The organism is Sphingobacterium multivorum (assembly GCF_900457465.1).
GTDB classification, from domain to species: Bacteria; Bacteroidota; Bacteroidia; order Sphingobacteriales; family Sphingobacteriaceae; genus Sphingobacterium; species Sphingobacterium multivorum.
Genome location: NZ_UAUU01000011.1, coordinates 1468696 through 1482935 on the forward strand (window position 1 = coordinate 1468696; position 14240 = coordinate 1482935).

General features: G+C 39.1%; 16 protein-coding genes. 10 read left to right on the forward strand and 6 right to left on the reverse strand.

Annotated elements, in window-relative coordinates:
- Window positions 1-2 precede the first annotated feature (2 nt).
- Entirely contained in the window at window positions 3-1142 is a 1140-nt protein-coding gene (locus DTA23_RS23705) for an acyltransferase family protein (RefSeq protein WP_112376202.1), read from the forward strand.
- Between the two features lie 135 nt (window positions 1143-1277).
- Here the strand turns inward: DTA23_RS23705 and DTA23_RS23710 are convergent, their stop codons facing one another.
- The 3 genes from DTA23_RS23710 to DTA23_RS23720 form a co-directional block, all read right to left on the reverse strand.
- On the reverse strand, window positions 1278-1778 hold the full coding sequence (locus DTA23_RS23710; protein WP_112376203.1) for a hypothetical protein: 501 nt from the start codon (window positions 1776-1778) through the stop codon (window positions 1278-1280).
- A gap of 47 nt (window positions 1779-1825) precedes the next feature.
- Window positions 1826-2509: a dihydrodipicolinate reductase C-terminal domain-containing protein gene (locus tag DTA23_RS23715; protein WP_112376204.1), complete on the reverse strand. Its 684-nt coding sequence runs from the start codon at window positions 2507-2509 to the stop codon at window positions 1826-1828.
- A gap of 140 nt (window positions 2510-2649) precedes the next feature.
- Window positions 2650-3705 (reverse strand): SDR family oxidoreductase, encoded by a 1056-nt coding sequence (locus DTA23_RS23720; RefSeq protein ID WP_112376205.1) that lies wholly within the window; start codon window positions 3703-3705, stop codon window positions 2650-2652.
- 417 nt (window positions 3706-4122) lie between these two features.
- Here DTA23_RS23720 and DTA23_RS23725 point away from each other — a divergent pair, with 417 nt between their 5' ends.
- From DTA23_RS23725 to DTA23_RS23755, 7 genes are all read left to right on the forward strand, one after another.
- Complete coding sequence (locus DTA23_RS23725) at window positions 4123-4539, forward strand: helix-turn-helix transcriptional regulator (protein ID WP_112376206.1); 417 nt, start codon at window positions 4123-4125, stop codon at window positions 4537-4539.
- Window positions 4540-4750: 211 nt separating this feature from the next.
- Window positions 4751-5281, forward strand: coding sequence for a DUF6624 domain-containing protein (locus DTA23_RS23730; protein WP_370445166.1), 531 nt, complete (start codon window positions 4751-4753; stop codon window positions 5279-5281).
- Between the two features lie 37 nt (window positions 5282-5318).
- Complete coding sequence (locus tag DTA23_RS23735) at window positions 5319-5906, forward strand: TetR/AcrR family transcriptional regulator (protein ID WP_070565398.1); 588 nt, start codon at window positions 5319-5321, stop codon at window positions 5904-5906.
- Between the two features lie 149 nt (window positions 5907-6055).
- Window positions 6056-6349 carry a hypothetical protein gene (locus DTA23_RS23740; protein WP_070565396.1) on the forward strand — a complete coding sequence of 98 codons (294 nt, stop codon included), beginning with the start codon at window positions 6056-6058 and terminating at the stop codon, window positions 6347-6349.
- Window positions 6350-6356: 7 nt separating this feature from the next.
- Window positions 6357-6587 carry a hypothetical protein gene (locus DTA23_RS23745; protein WP_046674596.1) on the forward strand — a complete coding sequence of 77 codons (231 nt, stop codon included), beginning with the start codon at window positions 6357-6359 and terminating at the stop codon, window positions 6585-6587.
- A gap of 273 nt (window positions 6588-6860) precedes the next feature.
- The gene (locus DTA23_RS23750) at window positions 6861-7916 is read left to right on the forward strand and encodes an NAD(P)-dependent alcohol dehydrogenase (protein ID WP_112376208.1); all 1056 of its coding nucleotides are present in this window, start codon (window positions 6861-6863) and stop codon (window positions 7914-7916) included.
- Window positions 7917-8074: 158 nt separating this feature from the next.
- Complete coding sequence (locus DTA23_RS23755) at window positions 8075-9367, forward strand: cryptochrome/photolyase family protein (RefSeq protein WP_112376209.1); 1293 nt, start codon at window positions 8075-8077, stop codon at window positions 9365-9367.
- An 89-nt stretch (window positions 9368-9456) separates the two neighbouring features.
- Here DTA23_RS23755 and DTA23_RS23760 read toward each other — a convergent pair whose 3' ends face one another.
- Window positions 9457-10233, reverse strand: a complete 777-nt coding sequence (locus DTA23_RS23760; protein ID WP_112376210.1) for an alpha/beta fold hydrolase — start codon at window positions 10231-10233, stop codon at window positions 9457-9459.
- 220 nt (window positions 10234-10453) lie between these two features.
- Between DTA23_RS23760 and DTA23_RS23765 the strand changes: the two genes are divergently transcribed.
- On the forward strand, window positions 10454-11008 hold the full coding sequence (locus tag DTA23_RS23765) for a cysteine hydrolase family protein (RefSeq protein WP_046674600.1): 555 nt from the start codon (window positions 10454-10456) through the stop codon (window positions 11006-11008).
- Between the two features lie 85 nt (window positions 11009-11093).
- Here DTA23_RS23765 and DTA23_RS23770 read toward each other — a convergent pair whose 3' ends face one another.
- Together DTA23_RS23770 and map are read right to left on the reverse strand one after the other, a co-directional pair.
- The gene (locus DTA23_RS23770; RefSeq protein WP_204991072.1) at window positions 11094-11945 is read right to left on the reverse strand and encodes a helix-turn-helix domain-containing protein; all 852 of its coding nucleotides are present in this window, start codon (window positions 11943-11945) and stop codon (window positions 11094-11096) included.
- 560 nt (window positions 11946-12505) lie between these two features.
- The gene (gene map, locus DTA23_RS23775; protein ID WP_112376211.1) at window positions 12506-13267 is read right to left on the reverse strand and encodes a type I methionyl aminopeptidase; all 762 of its coding nucleotides are present in this window, start codon (window positions 13265-13267) and stop codon (window positions 12506-12508) included.
- 337 nt (window positions 13268-13604) lie between these two features.
- Here map and DTA23_RS23780 point away from each other — a divergent pair, with 337 nt between their 5' ends.
- Window positions 13605-14240, forward strand: coding sequence for an NAD(P)H-dependent oxidoreductase (locus DTA23_RS23780; protein WP_070565384.1), 636 nt, complete (start codon window positions 13605-13607; stop codon window positions 14238-14240).

A 14240-nucleotide genomic window follows, 5' to 3' on the forward strand; every position in this document is an offset into this window, starting at 1 on the left:
TTATGTCCGATACTCAAATACCGACTTCCGTTTATGCAGATACCAAACCACATTATGCAGTACTTGACGGGTTACGCGGTGTAGCAGCTATAACTGTTGTTTGCTTTCATATTTTTGAAGCCTTTGCGACGAGCCATTTAGACCAGCGTATTAATCACGGTTATTTGGCCGTTGACTTTTTCTTTATGCTTTCAGGTTTTGTCGTGGGCTATGCTTATGACGATCGTTGGAAGACAATGACAATAAAAGAATTTATCAAGCGTCGGATAATACGTTTACATCCGATGGTTGTAATGGGTGCGATCATTGGAGCAGTCATGTTTTATTTTCAGGGATGTTCTGTTTGGGATGTGACTAAGGTGACATTTTCTTCGCTGGCAATCGCGACCCTTTTGAATGCCTTGTTGATTCCTGCCATTCCAGGACAAGAAGTGAGAGGGCTTGGGGAGATGTTTCCATTAAATGGGCCGAGCTGGTCGTTGTTTTTCGAATACATCGGTAATATTCTGTATGCATTGATTATTCGTAGATTTTCAACCAAAGTATTGGCTGGGCTCGTTGTTTTATTCGGGATAGGGTTGGCGGCCTTTGCGATATTAGGACCTTTGGGAGATATCTGTGCTGGTTTTTCACTCACAGAAACGGAATTTACGGCGGGTTCACTTCGTCTTTTGTTTTCATTTACAGCAGGCTTATTCTTATCTAGAGTATTTAAGTCTTTACAGATCAAGGGCGCATTTTGGATTTGTAGTTTGATCCTAGTGCCACTTTTGGCTATGCCGCGCATTGGTGGTGCCGAGCAACTATGGATGAATGGTTTATACGACACGTTATGTTGTGTCGTGGTTTTCCCTTTACTCGTTGTGTTAGGCGCTTCTGGCAAGGGCGGTAATGGTATTACAAGTTGGCTTTGCAAGTTTTTAGGCGATATATCCTATCCTTTGTATATGGTACATTATCCCTTTATCTATCTATACTATGCTTGGGTTAAGAATGAAAATCTGAGTTTTGAAGAGTCCTTGCCCGGAGCAGCGGCTGTTGTGATCGGAAGTATTGTGCTTGCATATGGCTGTTTGAAGTTATACGATATACCCGTACGGCAATATTTGTCAAAGCGATTTCTAAGATCAAAAGGGAAATAGATGCTAGCAAACTAATCCTATTATTTATTATAAAATAAGAAAACACCATTTTTTGGTGTTTTTTTATGCATGTTACCTAGGACAGTGATCTGTACATAGAGAAAATATCTTGTCATGTTAAATAACGCTTCAATGTCAGTCTTTTTCAAAAAAAACGTTGTTATATTTCGACGAATAAAGTACCAAATAGAAGCCTAAAGGGCTTCGGTATACCGTTGGATCTGAAGCAAGAATATGATGAGCGGGGAAGTCCATCCACAGTTTTAAGCGTGCGGATTGGTAGGGACAGACTGTTTCGATCTTGCCTTTGTAAACTTTGGATACTTTACCCGCACTTACGACGTTGAAATAAATCGAATCGTTATCCTTTATGACAAAATTGTAACTATTATATTGCCAGTCAGCTTGTTTTCCTGGGAACAGGTCACGCTTTATGTGGTAGGTACCATAATAATCTTCTTTTTTTAGGATTTTTGGGCTCGTGATCCATTGAAAAAATTGAGACAAAGAAAAAAGTATAATTGCGCCACCGATCAGAGATAAAATTGCATACCCGAAGAATCGTCTTTTTGTGATAACCCCGCATAACAGCAGAATTATCAGCAACGGTATAAAGATAAATACTCCAAATCCCATATTTTTAGACGTTGTGTAGAAAGCTCCTTTCTAAATTGAAAGTTTAACTAAAGTAGCCCCATAGCTACCAAATCCAACACAGTATGCCTTCTATTGGCTAATTTATTGTTGACACATGCTTCAAGGATTTTTTTGACACCATTGGAATAAGAATCATGTCCGAGGACCTTGGTCTCAATTTTAATTTCATCATTTTTATCTTTGATCACAATCTGATGGTAGGCATGCTTTTCTAAGTAGGCAACGGGAATATGGATTTTATAAGCTTGCGTTTTTGCATCGCGAATAGAGATAACGCGTTCATGAGCGACATGTAAAGAATTGGCTATATGATAAGCTGTACCTGGTTCAGTAAGCTTGGAGGACTGATGAGACTCCATAATAGATATTTCGTAGTCTTTGAAATTATGACCAAATTGTTGAAGCATATGGAGTGTTTTTAGCAAAAGTATGGAGGTATTTGGGCAAATGACAAGTGGAAACGCTGTCTCGAGCTTTTCGGTCTCTAGTCCTGTAGACAGTTCAATGAATAACGAATCTGTACGTGCACAAAAATCAAGACAATCTTGCAACTCCCGACCCGATCCGGCATGTATAATGATCGATGGCGACGACGTTGTAATGGATGGCTGCCAAGGTAGAATTTCTACATTGGGGATGGAATAATCAGCTTCCAGTATCGCGTTTGCCAGTTTTCCTGATCCAACTACAAAGGCTTTTTTTGTATTCATATTGTTTGTTTTATCAAAACATCTGCTATCCTTTTGACTATGAAACGATAAAATGATATCGGATGAAATTGCAATGAAGTAAAGGTTATGCTTGAGCCGGGTAAGTTACAAAAATAGACGGTAAAATTTAATCTTTGCTATTATGGAATTATTCTTTTTTTACGCATTTCGTCAAAGAGCTGATAAAACATTTGTTCGGTGTCCATAAATTCATGAAAGCCGAGACGCCTTGCCTTTGTGCCATCGGCAAAAAAATCATTATCCCAAGAAAATACAAAATCGCCAAAAGGCCAAGCTGAAACTTGATCATAGCTATAGCTTAATAAATGCTTTTCTTTTAATTTTTGCCATATAGGCTCCTTGTCTGCCATCATTGTGTTGAGTGATAGCGGAATAGGATCAGCGCTTTCCATATCAAAATAGGCCGCTAATTTGGGCCATAGTTCCTTCCAGCGGAAGAGATCGCCGTTGTTAATGTTGAAGGCTTGATTGGCCGCTTGTGGATTGGTCGAGGCCCATACCGTTGCTTTGGCTAATAGTGTTGCATCGGTCATTTCCATCAATGTCTGAAAAGCGCCAATTTTTCCTGGAAATCGAAGTGGAATACCGAGTTCTTTTGAGATAGATGCATATACAGCAATGAGCATCGCTAGATTCATGGGATTATTGGGGGCCGTTCCACCAACAACTGACGGACGCATCGCTGACCAAGTCCATTTCTTACCCTTTTGCAATTGTTCGAGGTATTGCTGTTGGCTGGTATTGAATTCCGGCGGCATATGTCCGGCATCTGATTCTTTGGCTGGTGTCTTGAAAGGGCCCAGATGAGCACCATATACTTTATACCCTTGCATTAAGCTGATGTGCTGAAGATCACTTGCTACCGGTTCCACCGCGGTCAAAACATTGCTTAGCATTTTCATATTGGGCTCCACTAGCTCAGCCCAGGTCGGTCTATCCTGATAAGCAACGTAGTAAATATGGGTTACGGTATCCAAGTTGCCTAGCTTTTTGAGACAATCGGCTATATCCAATAAATCTACAGCGATAAAACGAACGTTAGCCCGATCGGCATTTGCTCGTCGTGATAAACCTATAATTTCCCATTCCTCCATCTTTTCAAGATAGTCTATGAGATTGTTGCCAACAACGCCATTGGCGCCAACAACTAAAGCGGTGTTTTTTCTAGTCTTCATCTTTCTATATTACTTATAGGGCCAAAGTTAGTTGGAAGCTTAGTGGGTTTTAATGTAAAAATCCAATATAATTAGGTATATTTCTGAAATGAAACGTTATCGTCAGTTTGAACCGGTGCTTATTTCAGGGTTTAAGATACTTGAATGGACTCATCCGGAACACAATCACAATCATTACGAGTTCATTTTTATTCGTGAGGGACAGGGCGACATATTGTTAATGGGCATTCATTTCCTTACAAAGCAGGGTCGATCTTTCTACTAGGGCCAGATGACCAACATTATTTTGAAATCGAACAACTCACCCATTTTGTATATCTTAAGTTCACCGACGCCTACCTTTGTCGTAACAGTTCGGGTTCTACGTCCGCTATACAACAGCTGGAATATCTTATAAAAAGTAGAGAAACTCATCAGATGGGGTTTCAGTTAGTTGGAGAAGATAATGCGATAATAACACTGATCTTTGATACCCTTCTCTTATTAAGAAAAGATCAAATTGTAAATCAGGAGCTTATTTGGTTCCAATTATTCAGTGTTGTACATGTTTTGCAGCGGAATATGCCCGAATTGCGTAGCAATAGTTTTAAAAGCCGTGACCTGCAGGCCATGTTTTGTTATATCCATAAAAATATTTACGATCCCAATCGTTTACGGATACAAATAATGGCGGAGCATTTTAATATTGCCAACGATTATCTCGGTATTTACTTTAAACGTCAGGCAGGAATTACCTTACGCGAATATATTCAAAACTACCGCAATACATTAATACGTCAAAGAATAGCAACAGGAAGAGTTACCTTAAAGGAATTGTCGCTGAATTTGGGCTGACTGATGTAAGTCACCTGAATAAGATTATACATAAAACGTAGTGTATTTCCGTCGATGTATTCAAATCAAATGTAATCTAGCAATAGTTGAGCAAGATAGCTTATGAATGTAATAGGTTACCGGCCGAGGCGGAAAGGATTTAGAGAAGTAAAATACGTATTAAAAATTTTAGAAAATTGAGCTGTTATATAGAAATATTGCGGAAGAGATTATCCGATTAGCGCAGGACGACGAATCAATGCGGGAAAAGTTATTGCAGAGGGGAGAGCTTCATGGTGGATATCATGTGGAGATGGAAACAATTCACCGACGGAATGCAAAAAGATTACGTGAAATCATTGCCGAAATAGGTTATCCAACTATTTCAAAAGTCGGCGAAGCAGCTAGCAATTCAGCTTGGCTGATTGTTCAGCATGCGATAGGAGAACCTCAATTTATGCAAGATTGTTATCAGTTGCTTCTTGATAATATCATGGACATCAATCTCGCAAATCTGGCTTATTTGCACGATCGAATTCAGGTTTTCAAAAGTAAGCCGCAACGTTATGGGACACAGTTAAGCAGCTGTGGCAGTATTTATCCCATGGAAGATAAAAATGCAATAAACAGCTTAAGGAGCACAATGAACCTTTTACCCCTTAATCCTAAAGAAATGAATAAAATTGAAGATGTGAAGCGAATTCCATTTCTGGATCAGGAGAACGACACCTATAATGAGTGGCGAAAAAAGTTGGCTGGGTGAATTGATTTTTCGACATTTTTTGTAGATTTGTCGATTAATGACAGGTCAACAAGAAAATATTAAAGAGGAAATTATCTTATCATCCATGAAAGTGTTTGAAACCTATGGATTTGCAAGGGTTTCCATGCAGGATATTTCAAAAGCTTGTGGAAAGGGGCGGAGCACGTTATATTACTACTTTACCAGTAAGATGGATGTCTTTGATGCGATTGCGGAGTACTTATGTCAGCAAGTGTTTGAGGTCGCGAGTAAAACTTATAACAGGGACGCTTCACTGGAAGATAATTTAGTTGGTTTTTTACAAGCAAAACTACGTCAGATTAATTTAATTACGAAACGTTTTCATCTCGCATTCGAAGATATGAAATCCGATCCGGCCCTGATGGTTTCAAAAACACGTTACATGCTGGACGACGAGATTAAGCTGATTCGTGAAATGATTGAATTAGCCGTTAGGAAAGAAGAAATTCAGGCCTTGGAGGAAAAGGATATCCTGTTTTTATCGGAAATGTTAGTGACAACATCACGTTGTTTTGAGCAGGAAGTTTTACTTTTTGATCGTTTTCCGGATTTTGAAGCTAGGCTTTCCTGGTTGACAAGTATATGTGTTAAGGGGCTGCGCTAGCCATTCGACAGGATAACGAGAAAAAGTTATTGTAAATAATAGGGACGTATATGGTTCTTTTTTTAGAAGGTGGTTTCGACAAAAATACAAAATATGTCTATTTTGATTGATCGATTCTTTTTATACAGACAATAAACAGGATGACAACTATGGTGTTAAATGCGAAAGTAGGCAAGTCGGTGGATAGCTTTGCATCAGAAAGATGCGTTTTGGTCATGGTGGAGACAGAGGAAACGATCCGTCCTGAAATGATGGGGGTACTGGATCCCGATATTGATTGTTATTTATTGATACACAATGATGTGGAGAGCTTGGATAGCCTCGCTCTTGCGCTGGAAAATGAAAATAAAAAGGTTCGACTAGCCCGAGATTTTGAGGAACTGAAACAGATGCCTTTTTTGAACCACCAATTACAACAAATTGCCGTTAAAATTTTGAAATAATCTAAATATGTATAAAGTTGTTTATTCTTTATCTCGTAAGCTGAAGTGGAAAGCCAGCGAGATTTATCATTTTCTCTATCAGAGTTTCCCGGAGATAAAAAATATTGATTTATTGTTGGATGATCAGCAATTTTTGCTTGTCCTGCGGATTAGTACCCGATTGGAATTTTCTATTCTGAACATCTGCCAGAAACAGGGGTTGGCAATGCAATTTGTACAGGTAGAAGATACTGATTAATCCGTCTGTACAGGTAGAAAATCCTGACGAACCCGTGCGGTTTACAAAGCTTAGCTTATCGCAGATGTTCAAGCATGATGCGGTGAGCCGTAAAGAAACAGCAACTTGAGCTTTATGGCAACATAATTCTGAAAGTTGCTTTTTACTTTTGTTATCGTTCCTTCAAAACATTTTTTCCATCCATTGGTTAATTTTATCGTGCGGATGGAATCTGTGTTGTACATAGGAATTTTATGCAGTCATTTAAAACAGAAAACAACAATTTTATCAAGTATGAGTACATTTTCAATTAGAGCTTTTGGAACAAGTGCACCAACGGCCGATCTAAAACAGATGGATATTGAACGTCGCGAAGTGACGGAGAAAGATGTCGAGATTGATATCTTATTTTGTGGAGTTTGCCATTCGGATTTACATACAGCGCGAAACGAATGGGGTGGGACCGTTTATCCGAATGTACCCGGCCATGAAATTGTAGGGCGAATTACTCAAGTTGGCTCAGCGGTAACCAAGTTTAAAGTCGGCGATTTGGCTGGTGTAGGCTGTATGGTAGATAGTTGTCGCGAATGTGAAAGTTGTAAGGAAGGACTGGAACAATATTGTGAAAATGGAAATATTCAAACCTACAATGGACACGATAAGCACCTTAATAAACAGACATTCGGCGGTTATTCCGAACGCGTTGTAGTAGACCAGGATTTTGTGCTCCACATTCCTGAAAATTTGGATCTTGCAGCAACAGCGCCTTTATTATGTGCTGGAATTACCACTTATTCGCCTTTGAGGCATTGGAATGTGGGACCAGGAAAAAAAGTAGGTATCGTAGGTATCGGCGGCTTGGGACACATGGGGGTAAAAATAGCGAAAGCAATGGGAGCACAAGTTGTTGTCATTACAACGTCTGCGTCTAAAGTGGATGACGCCAAACGTTTAGGTGCCGATGAAGTGATCTTGTCAACTGATGCAGAACAAATGAAAGCGCATGCGGGAACTTTACATTTCATTTTAGATTGCGTTTCGGCACAGCATGACATCAATGCCTATTTAAGTTTATTGAAACGAGATGGTTCCCTTACTCTTGTTGGTGCTCCGGAGCATCCACTTCCTGTGGCTCCTTTTAGCCTGATTCCAACACGAAAGAGTTTTTCAGGTTCGATGATCGGGGGGATAGCCGAAACACAGGAGATGCTTGATTTTTGTGGTAAACACAATATTATATCCGACATAGAGCTGATTAAAATGCAGGATATCAATCATGCTTATGATAGACTATTGAAAAGTGATGTTAAATACCGGTTTGTTATTGACATGGCAAGTTTGAAAAACTAGCACAATAAAATTATTCAATGCTGAACCATCAAGGGGAATTTCAAGTACCTTTGATGGTTCAGTCTGTTTATAGAGGTATTTTTACCTAATTATTGAGTTAACCTTTTACCCTTTAAAATTGTTAACATGGGTAATGATGGTAAATATTGGTCGTTTTTATGGAAAAAAATAAAATTATTGTGTTTTGGTTTCGTCGTGATTTACGGCTGGATGATAATGCCGGGCTTGCTCGCGCGCTGGCTTTGGGTTATCCCGTATTACCTATTTTCATATTTGACGAGGAAATTTTGAAGCAATTGGAGGATAAAAGGGATCGACGTCTTCATTACATCCATCAGGCTTTAACCCGTATCAATACTATACTAGGGGAAAGTGGTGCAACGTTGAATACGTTCTATGGTAAACCTATCGCTATCTACAGGGACTTGGTTGAAAAATTTGATGTGCAGGGCGTCTATTGTAATCGGGACTATGAGCCAATGGCAATTGCGCGGGACAAAGAAATTTTTGAGTTCTGTCAAGCTAAGGGAATTCCCTTCAAAGCTGTGAAAGATCAGGTTATTTTTGATAAAGTAGATATCTTAAAGAATGATGGGACACCATATACGGTTTATACGCCTTATGCAAAAAAATGGCGTGAGAAATTACGTCCTGATGACCATCGTTCCTATACCTACGCAATGGAATCCTTCGTTCAGCAAAAGCATCAGCAGATCATTTCTTTGGAGAACTTAGGTTTTTTAGAGACCGATCTTAGCTTTAAAGAACCACACCTGGATGCTACTATCATTGATCACTATGATAAAACCCGCGATTATCCAGCGTTAATGGGCACTACTCATTTGGGGATAGCACTTCGTTTTGGAACAATCAGTGTACGTCGGTGTGTTACCTTTGCTTTCAAACACAATGCGACCTGGTTGTCTGAATTGATCTGGCGTGAATTTTTTATGCAGATTCTCTATCACTATCCGCATGTTGTTACCGAATCCTTTAGAAAGCAATACGACGCCATACAATGGCGGAACGATGAGGTAGAATTCCAGCAATGGTGTGAAGGACAGACCGGATATCCTTTAGTAGATGCGGGTATGCGCCAATTGAATACTTCCGGTTATATGCACAATCGCGTACGAATGGTCGTAGCCAGTTTTCTTTGTAAACACCTTTTGATTGACTGGAGATGGGGGGAGGCCTACTTTGCGCAAAAATTAAATGATTATGATCTGTCGGCCAATAATGGTAACTGGCAATGGGCCTCAGGCAGTGGCTGTGACGCAGCCCCGTATTTCAGGGTTTTTAATCCGACGCTTCAGGCTGAGAAGTTCGATAAAAATCAGGAATATATAAAGCAATGGGTTCCTGAATTAGGTACTCCAGCCTATTGTGAGCCTATGGTTGACCATCAGATTGCCCGTGATCGTGCGATAAGACCTACGCAAAGGCGTTGAAATAATAGAATTGAATGTCTACATCTTACGAGAGGTTTTAAGGACCAACAAGTCGGAGTAGACATTCAATGTATCTTATTTTTATCAATCTAAAAACTCGGCAACGAATGCGTCGAATACCTGTGGATTTCAGCTTGAACCCAGTGACCAGCATTAGGAATTGTTTTAAATACGGCATTTGGAAATTGTTCCCTGATCTTAATCTTATCTTCAGGTAATATGTATCTTGATTTTTCTCCTGGTAGAAATAATGTGGGGCCGTTGAATATTCCTGATTTTACCCCGACAGTAATAAACTCCGTATATTTATTTTTTAAAACATCCAGATTAAAGCGCCAATCTAATTTTCGATCTTCTCTGATATATACATTTTTCAATAAAAATTGGATAACACCCGGATCGCTCAAGTAGTGTTCAATCTTTACTTGTACATCTTTCCTGTTTTCTAGTGTTGTAATATCTACAGCAGATAGCGCGTCGAATATGTCCTCATGATGTGGAGGATAAGCTTTCGGAGCTATATCAGCGATGATCAGTTTTTCAATCTTTTCAGGATGGTCAATAGCAAATTGCATCGCTACTTTTCCGCCTAGAGAATGGCCCAATAGCAATACTTTATCTGCTCCAATGGATGCAATATAGGACAGCAGATCGTCTACCATAACTTCCACCGACATATCTTCACTATGGAAACTTCGTCCGTGATTACGAAGATCGAGTAGATGTACCTGTCTTTTCTCGCCAAAACTACGACCAAAGGATCCCCAGTTGTCTGCCATGCCAAAAAGCCCATGTAGGACAATTAATGGAGTGCCACCGTTATCTGCGCCATATATTTTGCTGTGTTGTAATTCTTTCAATGCCATGATATCTATTATTACGATTTATCACTGTATGTGACGTGTATATGCAGCGAAGTTAGCTTTTGTTGGTGATTTTTTGATCGAAATATTAGTAAAACATTACATAACTTTCTATCCATCCGTCTTATCGCTCTTATCAAAATGGTAGTATTTGGTGATTTATTGGTAGGTCATCGCCGCTAAATCCAGCTTAATTTTGTATTAAACTTAATTCATAAAATAGATGAGAAATAGCGCATTAATAGTCATTGATATTCAAAACGAGTATTTTGAAGATGGCGGAATGGAACTTGTGGATCCCTTAAAGGCAGGGATGAACGCCAGAAGAGTGATCGACCAATTTAGGCGAGAAAAGTTACCTGTGGTTCATATCCAACATATTTCCTCAGATCCAAAAGCAATGCCATTCTTTATTGATGGCACAAGAGCTGCCGAAATTCATGAAAGCGTGAGTCCAATGCCAAACGAGCTAGTAATACGTAAACATTTTCCCAACAGCTTTAGAGAGACAGAATTATTGGATTACCTTCGCAGCAATAAGGTCGAGAAACTTGTTGTCGTAGGCATGATGACCCATATGTGTATCGACGCTACGGTACGCGCCGCTGTCGATTTAGGTTTTTCATGTACTGTAATTGCTGATGCCTGTGCAACGCGAGATCTTGAGATTAATGGTTCCGTAGTTGCTGCACTGGATGTTCAGCATGCCTTTCTTGCTGCTTTGGCGTTCTTTTATGCGCAGGTTCAGGATACCGAGACGTACTTGGCACGCTATTGATTTATAGGGAAATCGGGCCATGGGGAGGCCGATCTGCATGGCCCGATTTCCATAGCGACAATTTGTATAATAGATAATTCAACATTTACTTGAATTCCTGAATAAATGCACTTATGGTTTTTCCAGTTTGAGTTTTAAAAAAACGCATTAAATGATTGGGTTCTGAAAAGTTAAGAGCAAAAGCAATTTGATTAACGGAATGGTCAGAGTGGATCAGCAGATCCTGAATCTCAAATAGTAACCGTTGTCGAAGTAAGTGGGCAGCTGTGGTATTAAACTGTGCCTTAACGGCCTGATTTAGTGTAATCCTACTTATTCCCATAAGTGTCGCATATTCGTTTACCCGTTGTTTCTCCCGAATGAACTGTTCCATAAGCTCTTTGAATTGATAGGCGAAGTTATTTTCCGCTTTTTGGTTCGGAAGCATATTTAAGCGTGCATATTTTCGGTTTAAAGTTTGCAATAGGTAATAAAGTAAAGAACGAATAATATGGACGCTATCTGCTTGGGTTTCCATGAGTTCAAGTTTAATTTCGGCGAGAAGACCTAAGAATTTTGACATATGTGTGTCATCTGCTATAATCTGTGGTACATAACTAAGCTGGTAGAAATATAATAGTTTGTATGTGAATAATTTATCCGAAAAGAAATCATTTAAAAAGTCTTCCTGAAAAATCAATGTTGTAAACTCAAGGTGTTCAGGATCCAGTTCCCAGGTATGTTTCTGAAAAGCTGAAATAAAGATAATTGAATTGTCGGACAAGGAGAGGATCTCTTGCCCCAATATCAATCTGCCTTTCGCTTTTTTGAAAAATAGAATTTCAAAAAAGTCTTTATGGTAAGTTTCTTGATGTGTATAATCCGTTTCTATTTCGTTGAGGACATTCAACAAGAAGTCAACACCGCATTCTCCCTTATGGAATTTTATTGTTCTCAATCTAGATTACTTTAATCGATCAAAAATACTAAACTTTATAAGTTACACCAGCCGAAATACAAATATTATCGTAGCGTTTTATTCTGCATGTTTATTCAGGCAGCTGAGCAAGGAGTAAGGGTTGGAAGCGAAGAGTTTGGAACAAAGGTTTTCTAATGTTTGGTGTTTTTCAAAATAGTTTTCAAAACAGTTAAAAGACAATAGTTGAGGGAAATGTGAAGACGAGTGAAGCTGAATTTTGAACAGGAGAATAAAAATTTTATGAAAAGTGATTTTCATCACTTTTTTGCTGAGAAGAATAAGCTATTTTTACTGCTGTAGTCAGTTATCCAGTGGGATTAATCTTTGGGTTTGACAAAAATTATTTAGCCATAAAAATATATTATTTGGGGGTTTTCTCATTATGAGAGGCCCCTTAATTTTTTTAACAACCTCTATCCTGATGTAAAGGGTTGATGCACTATACCACAAGTTTGGAGTCTTATTTAAAGAAAATAGGTCTTTTCGATAGCTTTCAATAACTTGTTCGAAAAGACCTATAAGGATTTTCTTATTACGGGCTAGTAAATTGCATTCTGTACAGTTAATATAACGGGATAGCCATCGGTAACGAGAATCGTATGTTCGTGTTGTGCCATGAATCCACCTTTGTCACCAACCATTGTCCAGCCATCGTTGAGTTCGGTTGCGTAGGTGGAGGTCGTTGAAATAAAGGTTTCAATAGCAACAACGGTATTTTTTCGAAATCTTCGTTGGTCGAAGCGGTTTTTATAGTTAAGCAGTTCGTCGGGCTCCTCGTGCAGACTTTTTCCTACACCATGTCCGCCAAGGTTCTTGATGACTTTATACCCTCTTTTTTTAGCCTCAGTTTCGATTAGATGCCCAATATCGGCTATTTTCACACCACCACGAATATTATTGATTGCCTTTTGAAGAATTTCTTTCGATGCATTGACCAATTTTTCGTGTTCAAAGATGTCCTTTCCTATAACAAAGGAACAACCATTATCAGCCCAATATCCATCTAATTCGGCAGATACATCGATATTGATCAAATCGCCCTCTTGCAATATCCTTTCCGCCGTAGGTATTCCGTGGCAAAATTCGTTGTTTATACTGATACAGGTGTAACCTGGGAAACCATAAGTGAGAGCGGGAGCAGATTTTGCACCCATACTTTTTAATATTTCGGCTCCATATTCGTCAAGCTCCTTCGTGGACATGCCCTCTTGAGCATATTCTATCATAGCCTTTAAGGTGATGGCAACGGCATCGCTCGCTTTTTGTATGCCTGTTAGCTCAGTTTCATTCGTTATAGACATTGCTGATGTTTTTATTGTGGAGCACGTAAGCCCTGTTTTCTATTTTGTTAAGGTATTACCATCGAGAACAAATGATTCAAGGTCATTTTGTTATAACCGGATATAAACCAATACAAAGGTCTTAATAAAATTGAATAAAATAGGCATTTGTTTGCGATTAGAAGTAAATATGCTGTGTTTTGGCTTTAAAAGTTTAGTAATAAATGCTGACTGCCAGTCTGTTTTTGTCCTAGTTTTTATCGTTTTAGTTCTTGATTTTGATGTTTAGACATTTATTTTTTTATGTATCTTTATATAACTTTATGAAATTGCTATTGATCATTTAAATTAAAACAAAATGGCTTTATTGGATACTCTAGAATGGCGTTATGCCACAAAAAAATACGACCCTACAAAAAAGGTCGCTCAGGAAGATTTAGATAAGATTTTGGAGGCAGCACGGATGGCACCTAGCTCTTCTGGACTTCAACAGTTCCGTGTAATTGTGATTACGAATCAGGAATTAAAAGAAAAAATTGTGCCTGTGGCTTGGGGGCAACAAATAGTGGCTGATAGTTCACATCTATTGGTGTTCGCAGGATGGGATAGATACACCGACGAACGCATTGATAAAACCTTCGACAAGATGAATACCTTGAGAGGTTTACCTTTAGACAGCACTGACGAGTATAAAAATAGGTTGAAAGGCCAATTAGCAAGTTTTACAGAAGAACAACAAGCGGCACATGCGGCGAAGCAAGCTTATATTGCTTTTGGTTTGGCAATTGCGCAGGCAGCAGAACTAGGCGTTGATGCGACGCCTATGGAGGGTTTTTCAAATGCCGAATTGGATGAATTACTTGGTTTAGACAAGCTGGGATTGAAGAGTGCGGTTATGCTTCCGTTGGGTTATCGGATGGAAGAACAAGATTGGTTGTTGAAGCTGAAAAAATTTAGACTTCCAAAAGAGGAATTTTTGATTGAGCTCGCATAA

What these genes read in the sequence shown, in the direction of transcription:
- DTA23_RS23705 (WP_112376202.1), top strand. Translation starts at nt 3, where the DNA reads ATGTCCGATACTCAAATACCGACTTCCGTTTATGCAGATACCAAACCA.
- DTA23_RS23710 (WP_112376203.1), bottom strand. Translation starts at nt 1,778, where the DNA reads ATGGGATTTGGAGTATTTATCTTTATACCGTTGCTGATAATTCTGCTG.
- DTA23_RS23715 (WP_112376204.1), bottom strand. Translation starts at nt 2,509, where the DNA reads ATGAATACAAAAAAAGCCTTTGTAGTTGGATCAGGAAAACTGGCAAAC.
- DTA23_RS23720 (WP_112376205.1), bottom strand. Translation starts at nt 3,705, where the DNA reads ATGAAGACTAGAAAAAACACCGCTTTAGTTGTTGGCGCCAATGGCGTT.
- DTA23_RS23725 (WP_112376206.1), top strand. Translation starts at nt 4,123, where the DNA reads ATGGGGTTTCAGTTAGTTGGAGAAGATAATGCGATAATAACACTGATC.
- DTA23_RS23735 (WP_070565398.1), top strand. Translation starts at nt 5,319, where the DNA reads ATGACAGGTCAACAAGAAAATATTAAAGAGGAAATTATCTTATCATCC.
- DTA23_RS23740 (WP_070565396.1), top strand. Translation starts at nt 6,056, where the DNA reads ATGGTGTTAAATGCGAAAGTAGGCAAGTCGGTGGATAGCTTTGCATCA.
- DTA23_RS23745 (WP_046674596.1), top strand. Translation starts at nt 6,357, where the DNA reads ATGTATAAAGTTGTTTATTCTTTATCTCGTAAGCTGAAGTGGAAAGCC.
- DTA23_RS23750 (WP_112376208.1), top strand. Translation starts at nt 6,861, where the DNA reads ATGAGTACATTTTCAATTAGAGCTTTTGGAACAAGTGCACCAACGGCC.
- DTA23_RS23755 (WP_112376209.1), top strand. Translation starts at nt 8,075, where the DNA reads ATGGAAAAAAATAAAATTATTGTGTTTTGGTTTCGTCGTGATTTACGG.
- DTA23_RS23760 (WP_112376210.1), bottom strand. Translation starts at nt 10,233, where the DNA reads ATGGCATTGAAAGAATTACAACACAGCAAAATATATGGCGCAGATAAC.
- DTA23_RS23765 (WP_046674600.1), top strand. Translation starts at nt 10,454, where the DNA reads ATGAGAAATAGCGCATTAATAGTCATTGATATTCAAAACGAGTATTTT.
- map (WP_112376211.1), bottom strand. Translation starts at nt 13,267, where the DNA reads ATGTCTATAACGAATGAAACTGAGCTAACAGGCATACAAAAAGCGAGC.
- DTA23_RS23780 (WP_070565384.1), top strand. Translation starts at nt 13,605, where the DNA reads ATGGCTTTATTGGATACTCTAGAATGGCGTTATGCCACAAAAAAATAC.